Source organism: Streptococcus pasteurianus (assembly GCF_004843545.1).
GTDB classification, from domain to species: Bacteria; Bacillota; Bacilli; order Lactobacillales; family Streptococcaceae; genus Streptococcus; species Streptococcus pasteurianus.
Genome location: NZ_CP039457.1, coordinates 2,104,531 through 2,117,500 on the forward strand (window position 1 = coordinate 2,104,531; position 12,970 = coordinate 2,117,500).

Consider the following 12,970-nt stretch of genomic DNA (forward strand, 5'->3'; position numbering starts at 1 on the left):
GCTTTCTTCATACCCATATTATAACAGTTCCGTATATCCTCTACAACGAAAATCTATTCAGCAAGTCTATTTTTTCGGTTGTCCCTGCGGTGCATGGTTTTGTGGATTGCCTGCGTTCTGGTTGCCTTTATTCTTCAACACAATATCCTCTGCCTTTACATACCAGTCCACATCTGCACCACCAAACGTCTTTCTTGATACCGTATCGGCTACGGGATTGACAAGCTCCACAACTGCATTGTACGGAAATTCCCTTAGCGGTACTTCTGGCGGTACAGACACGGGGATAATTCCACCATGCAGACTGCACTTCAAATCATAGATACGCTTTTTAAGCTGGGTACTCGGTGTCCCGTCCTCATTCTGTAAGAACACATCACGCACCGCTGTAAACTTTAATTCTCCAAATGTTTTCTCTTTGTCAATAACAAACCCGTTTGATAATCTCATAAATTCTTCACTCCTTTACTTTTCTTCAACTGCTACAATATCATCAGCAACTAATACATAATCGGTATGTCCCATATCCCCGATTGCGTAACCTCTGCCGTATAACTTCGGATTGACAAGTTTTACTTTCTGCTCATACTTGAACTTCTTTTCGCCAGCCTGCACGGGAATTTCTACCACAACATTTTCGCCTTTCTGTACGTCGGAATAAAGGTTATAGCTTCGTCTGGCTAAGACCCTGCGATTATTTTTATCTCTTTCAAAGACTGGCTCGCTTTCGCCTGCAAATTCAAGAGTTCCAAAAGACTGTGCCATATCTGGCACAACATATTTCATTTCCATATTGTTTTACCTCGTTTCTTTCTATTTTTAATAAGTTTTTTGATTGTGATTTCTTATTCTGGCGGTTCGGGAAGTATCAGCAATCCCACCGATAGTAAAGGGGAAAATCAATGCTTACGCACCCTTGACTATCCGTGTTCTTGCAGGTAAGTAGCAGACAAGCCAGAATAAGCAAAAGTCTGCCGTTTGACAGCTTCGGCGGAGAGCGTGATTTTCCTTTTCTCATACCGTTACTGCCTTATGATTTTTTCATTTTACGGCGTTTGTAAAGATATGTTCCAGCCAGTCCACCAACAGACGCAAGCAACATCACGATAAATGCCATTACATTTGTACTGTCGCCCGTTTTGGGACTGTCGCTAGGTCTGTTAGGCTTTTCTGGTGTCGGTGGAGTTTCGGGTTTCTCTGGTTCTTCTGGCTTTTCCTTAAAGGTAATCGTCTGTCCCTTATCCTCAATATCCTTATGCTCGGTAACTTTCTTTGGTTCGTCTGGATTGCTTAAATCGTACAATTCTTCAAAAGTTACAAGCTGTTTGCCGTCAAGAGAAGTAGCGTCAAACGTAAAAGCAACTTCGACTTTCATAGTTTCGCTGTCAGCAGTAAAAGTGTAATCACTTTCCACACGCTTTCCATTGATAAGAAGCTCTGCATTTTCTTCTTTCAACATCTGCCAGCCCACAAGTTTGTATTGTGTACCGACTTCTAAGCCCTCTAAAGTTACGGTATCAATGATTGTTACCTCTTTTCCAGCTTCAAGCTCTTTGTTACCGTCTTTGTCGGTAGCAGTCGTATGTATCTTGATAATACGCTCTGTGATAAGTACCGTCTGCCCGTCGTCCTCAATGTCTTTATGCTCCGCAACTTTTACGGGTTCGTCTGGATTGCTTAAATCATACAATTCTTCAAAGGTAACAAGGTTCTTGCCACCTAAAGCAGACGCATTGAATGTATAGGAAATTTCCACTTTCATTTCTTCCTCGTCAGCGACAAAGGTATAATCATTTTCTACACGTTTCCCGTCAATGATAAGCTCGGCATTTTCTTCTTTTAACATCTGCCAGCCTTTGAGCTGATACTTTGTACCTTTTTTAAGCCCGTCTAATTTGACTGTATCAACGATTGTTACCTCTTTTCCTGCAAGGATAGTCTTTTCGCCGTCTTTGCTGGTCGCTGTGGTATGGATAGAGATTTCTTTTTCGTATTCATCAGTCAAAGTCCCTAAGTCAATCACAAGGTTATTTCTTGATACCACGATTTCAAAAGGTGGGATAAGTTCAAAACCTTTGTTGCTGTCAGAGCGTAATTCTTCAATGATGTAAGTATCATAAGGCAACGCCCCTTTGCTGTCGTCTGGTTCAGAAGTTCCAAACCACACACCGTCCTCGCTGGTCTTGCCTGCGTTGGTATTATGCTTATGGGAAGCCCAGTCAGCAGAAGTGGAGAATTGCCCGTTATCATCAGTTACCACAACATGACTTTCGCCCGTCGTCTTGCTTGTGATCCTAAAGGGAACATCAGCAAGACGCTTATGTGTGCCTGCACCGATTTTCACGCCCTCAATATCTCCACGCTTAATCTGATTGTAGATAGAATGGGCTTCGTCGGTTAAGTCCACGATTTTTCCATTTTCTGTGATTACAAAATCAATCGGTTTTGCACCGTCAGTTAAGTAACCGTTGGGAGCTTCACTTTCAACGATACGGAATTTTCCATAAGGCAAGAGGTCAGCAGAAGTAGAAGCGATACCCTCAATATCTGTACGAATTGTCTTTACCACTTCATTTTTCTTGTATAGCTTGCCCTCAACCAAGACAGAATTATCATTTAAGGAAATGATGTCAAAAGCAGTATCTTTCAAAGTGGCACTTCCTTGTGGCTTCGTATCGCCCGTTTCTAAATCTCGTTTCTGAATTTTCACACCGCCACGGATAACCTTGTCTGATACAGAAAACTGGTTACTTCCAGATAGTACGGCAAGGTCGCCGTCCCCGGTAATCTGTGTTACATATAAGCCCTTAATCTGTTCGGACTTATCGCCAGTCTGCATATATGCACCGTCTAACAAGTAGCCGTTTGGAGCTTTCGTTTCCTCTACGGTTAGTGTTCCTAAAGGAAGAACGGCTTTACCATCCTGCATATAGAAACTGTCGCCAGATACCTTGTATGCGTCCGCTAATTTTGTGATGTAGTGGGTTATCCCGTCGCTGTCAGTTTCAGCGATTGTCTTTGTAACCCATGTACGAGTAGCTTCGGCAGGGAGATTGTCTTTGTTATAGAAGCCAGCATAATACTTCCATGTAAATTCCGCACCTGCTAGAGAAGCGTTCCCCTGCGGATTGTCTTTCTGTGTTTCCATGTCAATCTTGAAAAGCTCAATCAAAGTGTCCGTTACTTTTGGCGTATCTGATACTTTTAAGGTTGCTGTTTCGCCAGCTTTGATTGTCAATGGATAGACAGTTTTATCCACATTATATCCTGCTGGTGCGGATAATTCCTTGATATAGACTGTGCCAGCCGTTACCTCTATAACATCTGTATTTCCATTTTCATCAGTCGTAAGGGTGGCAAGCTGTTTTGTGCAGTCCTTATCAGAAAAGACACCGTATGTTGCACCAGCGATTGAGTAATTCCCGTTACCGTCTGTAATGCTGGTATTACTGGAAACCTTTTGCAGTTTTGCATTTCCGACATTTAATTTCGCCCAGAATTGCCCCAATTCCTGCCCCTCGCCAGAGTAGATATAACCGCCACATTTATAGCGTCCTTTATTCTCTTTGACAAAGGCTTTTGCCCCAGCGAAAACCTCGTCCTGCGTAGCCTTTGGAATTTCATCATAAGAAGCTCGCACGTTATCACATTGCCAGCCAAGATGTACGCTCAATCTCTGCCAGACGACACATTGTTCCAACAGATAAACTTGTTTATAATTCAATTCCTTGTGAGCTTCGCCATACTGTTTGACATATTCTAAGGATAACGCCACATCTGAAATCTGGTCGGCACTCATACGGGTGCTTGCGTCAGTTCTGGTCTTGTAACCGTTCTTAAAATCTGTATTGATGTCAATACAATAGGCAGTTTCGCCCTCGACTTTCATATAGCCCTCATTGAATGTCGAACCGATAGAACCGTCATTCATTACTTTTTCAATGATACCGACACGCTCCGCACTTTCCGTCCAGTATTGCTTGCTTTCTGCATGAACGGGTGTACTCGGTAAAGCAGTAACGACAGTTGCAAGAGCTAAGAAGCCCGTACACAATCGCTTTAATATCTTTTTCATAAGTCTAATGCTCCTTTCGTTTTGAGTAATAAAATAGCCGTCCAATAAGAACGGCTGGAAATAGAAAAGGAACGTCATGTTAGGCGTTCCATAGTCTATGAAATATTAAATTTTTCTTGTTTCAATACTGATGTGCTGTACCATATCTTTGCATATCTAAGAAAACTAGCGTATCAAGGCTCATTCGTTAGTAGTAAATAAGTAGTAAATTGATGTGTTTGTTTCCTTGAAAATGCTGATAGATACTGTGTTTTAGCGGATAATCAGATTTTTATTGTGTTTTTATCTCAAAAATTTTGAAAGTTTAGTTCCTCCTTATATAATGAAAGTCACCCAAAGGAGGAATAACATATGATTATTAAAACAGTTACTTTTGAAATCAAAGCTACTGTTAAAGATAAATTTGAACAAAAATTCCACAACGACACTATCTCACTCAAAAATTAGGAAACATATTTAGGAAATGAAGTCTGGATTCAAGATAATTCTGATGCAAATAGTGTTTCCTTTACTGCTGTTTCACGTTGGAAGAACCAAGATGATTTCAATGCTTAGTTGAAACATCCTGAACATATCCAACATCACAAAGAGCAGCACTTCAAAAAGGAAAATTCACTTATTTTTAAGAAAAGTGTTCAAGAATTTATCATTCTTGATAATCTAATTTCAGCTACCGAAAAGTTGTTGTAAAGATGCTGCTATCACGCTAACCTTTTCTTGTATTTCTGATACATTATGCTTGACTTGCTACTTATTTTTCTATATTCTATATGTAAAATAATTATATATTAAAATTATATGTATTCAGAGAAAGGAGCTTCATGTATTTTCCAACTTCGGCCACTGTCATCGAATTCCTCATTTTAGCCATTGTTGACAAAGATGACTCTTATGGTTATGCCATCAGCCAAACCATTAAGCAAATTGCTAACATCAAAGAATCCACCTTATATCCAATTTTAAAAAAACTGGAAAAAGCTGGCTATTTAACCACTTATCAACAAGCCTACCAAGGACGTAAACGAAAATATTATGCTATCACAGCAGCTGGCAAAGAACAGTTGACCTTTCTCAAAAAAGAATGGCAACAGTACAAAGAAAAAGTCGATGAGATTATTGAAGGGAGATTAGAGGATGACAAAAGTTGAATATTTAGCTAAGTTAGATAAATACCTACGTAAGTTACCCAAAGAGGATTATCAAGAGGCTATGGACTACTTTAGTGAATACTTTGAAGAAGCTGGTCCAGAAAATGAAGCACAAGTTATCGCCGAACTTGGAACACCAAAAGAAGCGGCGCGAGACATCATTAGCCGTTTACTTGACGAAAAAATCATTGATCAAGAAAAGACACCTAAAAGCAGAGTATCTATGGTTTGGCTTGCTATTTTAGCCATTCTATCAGCACCCGTTACTCTCCCACTAGCTCTCTTCCTTTTCTTAGCCGTCATCACTATCCTAGCTCTTGGAGTGGCGGCTATCGCTGTTGTTCTTTCCCTTGGGGTTGCCTTCCTAACCTCTGGAATTTACATGCTATTTGATAGCTGGTCTTACCTTAACATTTCATTTTCTGCTACTGCTCTTAGTTTTGGCCTAGGACTTTTAGCTCTCGGTTTATCATTACTGGCTCTCCTTGCTGCAGGGGCTGTTTGTAAAGTAGTTGGACGTAGCATTGTCAATTTAGCACGAAAGACAGAAAACAAAAGGAGAAAATTATGAAATCGTGGACAAAGACTATTTTAGGAATTGGCGTTAGTTGTAGCTTATTGGGGGCAGCCCTTGCAGGTTATGGTTTCGCCACTGGTGGACTTTCTGATTTAGAAAATAGTACTGATATTGTAAGGAATGTAGATTATCAAAAAGCTACCCTTAACAGTTTCAGTAAAATTGATATTGACAGCACAACATCTGATGTCATCATTTCAAAGGCTAATATTGACAAGCCCTTTATTTCTTACTCAGCCAATAAAAAAACACCTGTCAGCTACGAAGTCAAGGATGACACCCTTACTGTAAAGCAAACAGGAACTCGTACCCAGTTAGGGAATGCAAACATTCATTTTTTAAGTTTAAGAGATATTATTAACATTGCTAAAACTGGTATTATCGAAAATTCACATACAATCGTTATATCTGTTCCTCAAGATACAGAACTCACTTCAGTCAAAGCAAATCTTAGCTCAGGAGATTTGGATGTCAGTCAGCTTTCACTTGATACCACAACGCTCGAACTTCTGGCCGGGGAACTAACAATGACCAACACAACCCTCAGCTCAGGGACAGTAACCATCACCTCTGGGGATGCTGAAATTGAGAACAGCAACTTAACAAACGTCGCCTTTTCTATTACAACAGGTGATATTGATTTAGAAAATAGCCAAGCTTCTGACACAACCTTTGAGTTAAGCATGGGAGATTTTTCAGCCAATGCCGCCACCTTCAAAAATGATAACATCATAACAATGACTACTGGTGAGGTTGACATTACTCTTGCCAGCAAAGATTTGAAAGTAGCAATGACAAATCTTCTAGGCGATGCTGATATCACTTCAAACTTAAATCAATCAAGTAAAAACACATTGACAATCAACGGAAACGTTGGTGACATTACAGTTCAATAAAACTTAAAAGGCATCGCAAATGCGATGCCTTTATCATTTTAAAATAACAACGTCAGTAAAGCTAAAATGGCTAAACCGCCTTGCTTTAAAATAATTTTACGGTCTGCTGTCAAGCTACCATAAAGAGCAACAAGAACGACATTTATTAGAAAAACAGTTACCAAAGTAGCATTGGCTGTAAAGATACCGTAAATCAGAAAAACAGCAATCAAGCCATTGTAAACACCCTGATTTTTAAATAAATTACTTACAGACTCACGTTCTAACTCTTCTTGCGATAGTCCAAAAACACGCGTTGTCGCAGGTGATTGTGTTACAACTGTTTCTAAATACATAATGTAAAAATGTTCCAGAGCTACCAATAACGACAAAATAATAGTAATAAGTGACATCGTTTCCTCAATCTAAATAGCAAATTAATCATTTACATCGCTGTAAATATACTGTAAAGAAAGACTGCTGTAATCAGTATTTCTAGTTAACTCATTAAGTGTATAAAAGTTTCCTTCGTTTTTCAAATAATCTGATTGTAAAAACTGAGAACATCGTTCATATCAAAAAAAGATTGAAGAGATTGTCCAAAATGAACGTTTTCCTCAATCTAGTAATCTTATTTTTCTGTTTTTGGTTGTCTGTAAATGATAAGTCCAAGTACCATGAAAACAACAAGGAGTGCTGAAAGAACACCGATTTGTGTACCAATTGAACCTGTCATCGAAATGGTTTGACGTAAGCCTGTTACAATGTAAGTCATTGGCATATATGGATGAACCACTTGGAAGAACTTAGGACTAAGCTCGATTGGATATGAACCACCCGCAGAACCGATTTGAAGTAATAGCATAAGAAGTGAAAGGAATGAACCATAACGATTATCCCAACCAACTAGAGCCGTTACAAGAGCCATTAACGTCCAACCACCTAAGATGATAAGGAAAATTGTTCTCCATTCGTAGTTAGCTTCAAATCCAAGGAATTGAATAGCACCATACAATACTAATGAACCAACCGTTGAAATCAATCCATTAATAAAGAGTTTTTGTTTTGCCCATTCAAAACGATTTTTCACAGGACGTCCTGACAATGAGCTTGCAAAGATAACGTTCGTTGAAAGGGCAACTACCATAAGTGATACTGCAATCATGTAAGGTGCCATACCAATACCATTTACTTTCACGCTATCATTATCTGTTTCTTTTGTTGATACAGGGTTAGAAACCAATTTAGCATTCTTATTTGTTACAGAAACGAGTGATAATTGATTACTTGCCTCTGAAAGTGATGATGTCAATGTTGAAATACCACTTGTCAAGGTTGTCAAGCCACTTGTCAACGTATCACTACCAGAAGCTAACTGACTTGAACCAGAAGCTAATGTTTCCGCACCAGATTGCAATTGAGAAGCTCCGCTGGTCAACTGACTATTGCTAGCAGCCAATTGATTAGCACCAGAAGCGACTTTGGAAACAGCACTTGTATATGTTGTTACTCCTGTCAACAACTCACTTGCACCACTACTTAGTTTAGTATTAAGTGTTGCGATTCCTGAAGCAATTTTACTGCTTCCAGGGACAAGTTCTGTTGTAGCAGCCGTATTAACTTTATTTAAACCAGTAGATAATGTTGTCAAAGCCTCAACAGAACCAGGCAAAGCTACATTTGAGTTATTTGCAATTTGAGAAACGCTCGTTTGTAACTCAGTTACCTTACTTGATAACTCTGTTAAAGCAGTTTTCATTGTTTGAACATCTGTTAAAATTTGCTGTGCTTGTTGACTAACACTATTTCCTGAAGTATTCAATGCATTAACTAACTCAGCTTGTTGTGCTGCCTCTAAACTTTGATAAGCAGCAGTTGCTTGAATAGCAGTCAATCTGGCTGAACTGTCCTTTTCTTCTGCCTCCAAAATTCCCTGAGCTTGTGAAGCAATATCACTTAAAACAGTCGAAATTTGTGTGATATCAACATTAGTAGAAATCTTGGAAACTGAAGTATTTAATTGTTGAATTCCAGCATTTAATTGAGGTAAACCTGAAATTAATGACTGAATATTTGCAGATTCTTCTGCTGAAAGTGTTGTCTCTGTTGCTAACTTCTGTAAACCATCGGTTAAACTATTAGCACCATCAACTAATTGTTGTACTTGTGCAGAACTTTCTTTTAGTTGAGCTACACCACTTACAAGTGCTGCTGAGTTACTATCTAATTCATTGGCTCCACTCGCCAAACTTGACACGCCGTTTGTATAAGTTGTCAAGCCGCTTGAAAGTGTCGCTGTTCCGTCTGCTAAAGTTTGGCTGCCTGATGCTGCTGTGTTGAGGTTATCTGTAATGGTTTGACTGCCAGATTCAAGCTGTTGACTTCCTGAGAGCAACTCATTGCCACCGTCGCTTGCTTCTTGTAAACCATCTTGTAAACTAGACATGCTCTTGAATACAGCTTTTGTATAAGTTTCTGTGATATTTTCAGAAACAGTATCTTTAAGCTTGGTCATCGCAGATTCGCTCATTTTAGAAGCAACAAAGCTACGTCCAGCTGTTGTTTGATAATTAATTGTTATTTTTTCAGGGTCATCTGTCAAAAGGCTAGCTGCCTTTTCAGATAAATCCTCTGGCAATGTGATAACCATATAGTAATCACCATTTTCCAGACCCTCTTCTGCTTTTTCTGCGCTAACAAAGTGATAATCTAAGGCTTTATTTTTAGACATGCTGTCCAGCATATCATCACCGATTGATAGCGTTTGGTCATTTAAAGTTGATGACTTATCTTGATTGACAACTGCTACTGGCAAATCATCAACATTTCCGTACGGGTCCCACATAGACCCCAAAAAAGATAAGTTATAAAGTGCTGGAACAAGAGCAACACCAATCATTGTTACCCAAAGTTTTGGGCTTTTTATAAGTGCTTTTAATTCTTCTAACATATTTTCTCCTAATTTGGACACAGTGTTCAAAAATTATGATAAAATATATTATACAGAGATATAAAATAATTTCAAGACAAAAGAAGGAATTTTTGGACACTCTGTCTAAGAGTGTTCAAAAGATTTTTATTATGACAAATGATAATCGCAGAGCTAACACCAAAAAAGCCATTCAAGAAGCTATGGTCACCCTTTTAAAGACAGAGAGTTTTGACGACATTACCACCATCAAAATTTCTAAAGAAGCTGGCATTAGCCGTTCAAGCTTCTACACACATTATAAGGATAAATTTGAATTGATTGATTCCTGTCAACGGACCCTTTTCAATCAAGTTGAATATATTTTTGAAAAACACGAAGGCAATAAAAAACAAGCGTTTTTAGAGATTTTTGAATTTTTAAAACGTGAGCAATTGCTATCTGCTTTGATTTCAGCGAACGGCACGCGAGAATTCCAAGCTTTTATTGTTAATAAGGTGCGCATCTTTATCAACACTGATTTTCAAAATCGTTTTGGGCGTGAAGAACTTTCCCCTGTCGAAAAAGAATACAGTAGTATCTACTTTGCCTACGCCTTCTTTGGTCTCTGCCAATCTTGGATAGCTAATGGTAAAAAAGAATCTCCTCGCCAAATGACTAACCTCATTTTAAAACTTTTACCACTGTCACTATAATCATCCATTCCTACAGTCGCCCCTTGGCGACTTTTTCTATTTATAAAAAAACCACGGTAAAAACCATGGTTTTAAATACTTCAATCAACTGAGAATTAAAGCATTTTGTTGTAGTATTCAACGACAAGTGCTTCGTTGATTTCTGGGTTGATTTCGTCGCGTTCTGGAAGACGAGTCAATGAACCTTCAAGTTTTTCAGTATCGAATGATACGAATGCTGGACGTCCAAGAGTAGCTTCAACAGCTTCAAGGATAGCAGGTACTTTAGCTGATTTTTCGCGAACTGAGATAACTTGACCAGGAGTTACACGGTATGAAGGGATATCAACACGCTTACCGTCAACAAGGATGTGACCGTGGTTAACGAATTGACGAGCTTGACGACGAGTAGTTGCAAGACCTAAACGGTAAACAACGTTGTCAAGACGACGTTCCAAAAGAACCATAAAGTTGAAACCAAGAGTTCCACCTTTAATTTTAGTAGCTTGTACGAACAAGTTACGGAATTGTTTTTCACCTACACCGTAAGTGAAACGAAGTTTTTGTTTTTCGGCCAATTGCAAACCATATTCAGAAAGTTTGCTACGGTTGTTAGGACCGTGTTGACCTGGCACGTAGTTACGACGTGCTAATTCTTTACCTGTACCTGTAAGAGACAAGCCAAGGCGACGTGATTGTTTCCATGATGGACCTGTATAACGTGACATTAAAAATGTCCTCCTATAAAATAAAAATTTTGTAGGAAATAACAAATTAGAGAATCCTGATTCGTGCAGTTGACTTTCATCTAAACAGCCAAGATTACTTTTCCGACTTCTAGGAGCTTTTCTACAAGAAGAAAAACTGTAGAAGAGCCAACTGTTGACGAGCTTCATACTCTCCTGCTATTATTTCACACAAAGTTTAGTTTAACATAAAAAAAAGGCGTTGTAAAGCCTTTTTATCTACTATTACTGATAATTCTAATCAAGGATTAATCAAAATAGCGAATCAATGTTTTTTCAGTTAAAATATCTGAATAAGTGTATGATTCAACATAAGAATTGTTGATTGCTCCTGGAACATCAGAATTTTCATTGTATTCAACGATAAATAACGAAGGGTAAACTTCCGTTAAACGACCAACTTTATTTTTTTCACGTTTACGACCATTTTCAAGTGTCAATTCAACAAGTTGACCTTCGTGGGCTTTAATATCTTCTTTGATTTTTTTCATTTTTGCTACATCTGCAAATGCATCACTCATCTTCTACTGTGCTCCTTAATAAAGTATTTTATATTTATCAACGCTCTTCAAACTGCGCTATGCTAGAAAATTTATTGTATTCTTTTTGGAAAATTAATTTCACTGTACCACGCGCTCCTGAACGGTTCTTTTCCAAGATAACTTCGATAGTATTGTCTTCAATAGCGTCATCATTTTCTTCACCCTCACGACGATAATAATCATCACGATACAAGAACGCAACGATATCCGCATCTTGCTCAATAGAACCTGATTCACGAATATCTGACAACACAGGACGTTTATCTTGACGTTGTTCAACACCGCGAGACAACTGACTAAGTGCGATAACAGGGACTTTCAGCTCTTTTGCCAAAATCTTCAATTGACGTGAAATATCAGAAACCTCTTGTTGTCGATTCTCTGGACGTGTTCCTGTAATCAACTGTAAATAGTCAATGACAATCAACCCAAGCCCCCCCTCAACTTCTTGAGACAGCTTACGTGCTCGTGCACGAATTTCAGTGATTTTAATCCCTGGTGTATCATCAATATAAATTGGCGCTTCTGCCAGAGCACCTTGGGCAATGGTAATGTTGTTCCATTCTTGGTCAGTCAATTGACCTGTTCGAAGGTGGTGAGAATCAACCATTCCCTCAGCAGCCAACATACGGTCAACCAAACTTTCAGCACCCATTTCCAGGGAGAAAATAGCGACTGGTTTATTTTGTTTAGTCCCAACGTTTTGCGCAATGTTCAAAACAAAAGCAGTTTTCCCGACGGCTGGACGAGCAGCAAGAATAATCAGTTGGTCAGGGTGTAAACCTGTTGTAATCTTATCCAAATCGCGAAAGCCTGTTGGCAATCCAGTAACGTCGCTTGTCTGACGCGAACGAATTTCCAAATTTTCATAGTTGACCTTCAAAACATCTGAAATCTTACGAAAACCACTACGATTGCTACGTTCATTAATCTCAACAAGGGCTTTTTCTGCTCCTGCAATAACGTCTTCAGAATCCGTAGAACCTTCATATGCAAGGTTTACAGTCTCTGTCAACCTAGAGATGATATTACGCAACATCGCCTTTTCGGCGACAATTTTAGCATAATACTCTGCATTGGCACTTGTAGGAACGCTATTGACGAGTTCTACAATGTAAGACAAGCCACCAATGTTTTGCAAATCTCCTTGGTCATCAAGAATTGTTCTAACTGTTGTGGCATCAATAGCCTCATTACGATCGCTAAGCGTAATCATTGCCTTAAAAATAACTCTATGAGAATATTTATAGAAATCATCTGGGCTAATGTATTCACGGACAGTAATAAGCTTATCTGGCGAGATAAAAATCGAACCTAAGATAGACTGTTCTGCTAATAAATCTTGTGGCTGAACTCTCAATTCTGGCTCCTCTGCCAAATTCCTCACCTCCCCTAATAACCTCT

Annotated in this window: 12 protein-coding genes; 4 read left to right on the plus strand and 8 right to left on the minus strand. The window is 38.9% G+C overall.

Annotation, left to right across the window (positions count from 1 at the left end):
* Positions 1-66 precede the first annotated feature (66 nt).
* The 3 genes from E8M05_RS10965 to E8M05_RS10980 all read right to left on the minus strand — a co-directional run bounded on the left by E8M05_RS10965 (position 67) and on the right by E8M05_RS10980 (position 4,075).
* A complete protein-coding gene (locus E8M05_RS10965; protein ID WP_010723736.1) occupies positions 67-450 on the minus strand; it encodes a YdcP family protein in 384 nt (127 codons plus the stop codon).
* Between the two features lie 15 nt (positions 451-465).
* A complete protein-coding gene (locus E8M05_RS10970; protein WP_005339720.1) occupies positions 466-792 on the minus strand; it encodes a YdcP family protein in 327 nt (108 codons plus the stop codon).
* Positions 793-1,030: 238 nt separating this feature from the next.
* Positions 1,031-4,075 (minus strand): SrtB-anchored collagen-binding adhesin, encoded by a 3,045-nt coding sequence (locus tag E8M05_RS10980; protein WP_010723737.1) that lies wholly within the window; start codon positions 4,073-4,075, stop codon positions 1,031-1,033.
* An 821-nt stretch (positions 4,076-4,896) separates the two neighbouring features.
* On the opposite strand from E8M05_RS10980, the gene E8M05_RS10990 reads away from it, so the two are divergent.
* The 3 genes from E8M05_RS10990 to E8M05_RS11000 are packed head-to-tail and all read left to right on the plus strand — an operon-like array spanning position 4,897 to position 6,696.
* Entirely contained in the window at positions 4,897-5,223 is a 327-nt protein-coding gene (locus E8M05_RS10990; protein ID WP_003066950.1) for a PadR family transcriptional regulator, read from the plus strand.
* The gene (locus E8M05_RS10995) at positions 5,210-5,794 is read left to right on the plus strand and encodes a DUF1700 domain-containing protein (protein WP_003066952.1); all 585 of its coding nucleotides are present in this window, start codon (positions 5,210-5,212) and stop codon (positions 5,792-5,794) included. The genes E8M05_RS10990 and E8M05_RS10995 overlap by 14 nt, the downstream gene beginning before the upstream one ends.
* The gene (locus tag E8M05_RS11000) at positions 5,791-6,696 is read left to right on the plus strand and encodes a DUF4097 family beta strand repeat-containing protein (RefSeq protein ID WP_048791422.1); all 906 of its coding nucleotides are present in this window, start codon (positions 5,791-5,793) and stop codon (positions 6,694-6,696) included. Before E8M05_RS10995 ends, E8M05_RS11000 begins: the two co-directional genes overlap by 4 nt.
* Positions 6,697-6,734: 38 nt before the next feature.
* Here E8M05_RS11000 and E8M05_RS11005 read toward each other — a convergent pair whose 3' ends face one another.
* Together E8M05_RS11005 and E8M05_RS11010 are read right to left on the minus strand one after the other, a co-directional pair.
* Positions 6,735-7,088, minus strand: a complete 354-nt coding sequence (locus tag E8M05_RS11005) for a DUF1304 domain-containing protein (RefSeq protein WP_003066957.1) — start codon at positions 7,086-7,088, stop codon at positions 6,735-6,737.
* A 218-nt stretch (positions 7,089-7,306) separates the two neighbouring features.
* Entirely contained in the window at positions 7,307-9,625 is a 2,319-nt protein-coding gene (locus E8M05_RS11010; RefSeq protein WP_048791421.1) for a YhgE/Pip domain-containing protein, read from the minus strand.
* A gap of 131 nt (positions 9,626-9,756) precedes the next feature.
* Between E8M05_RS11010 and E8M05_RS11015 the strand changes: the two genes are divergently transcribed.
* On the plus strand, positions 9,757-10,299 hold the full coding sequence (locus tag E8M05_RS11015) for a TetR/AcrR family transcriptional regulator (protein ID WP_013852352.1): 543 nt from the start codon (positions 9,757-9,759) through the stop codon (positions 10,297-10,299).
* Positions 10,300-10,394: 95 nt separating this feature from the next.
* Here E8M05_RS11015 and rpsD read toward each other — a convergent pair whose 3' ends face one another.
* The 3 genes from rpsD to dnaB all read right to left on the minus strand — a co-directional run bounded on the left by rpsD (position 10,395) and on the right by dnaB (position 12,944).
* Positions 10,395-11,006 (minus strand): 30S ribosomal protein S4, encoded by a 612-nt coding sequence (gene rpsD / locus E8M05_RS11020; RefSeq protein ID WP_003066963.1) that lies wholly within the window; start codon positions 11,004-11,006, stop codon positions 10,395-10,397.
* A gap of 266 nt (positions 11,007-11,272) precedes the next feature.
* Positions 11,273-11,545, minus strand: a complete 273-nt coding sequence (locus E8M05_RS11025) for a Veg family protein (protein WP_003066965.1) — start codon at positions 11,543-11,545, stop codon at positions 11,273-11,275.
* Positions 11,546-11,582: 37 nt separating this feature from the next.
* Positions 11,583-12,944 carry a replicative DNA helicase gene (gene dnaB, locus E8M05_RS11030; RefSeq protein WP_013852353.1) on the minus strand — a complete coding sequence of 454 codons (1,362 nt, stop codon included), beginning with the start codon at positions 12,942-12,944 and terminating at the stop codon, positions 11,583-11,585.
* Between the last annotated feature and the right edge of the window lie 26 nt (positions 12,945-12,970).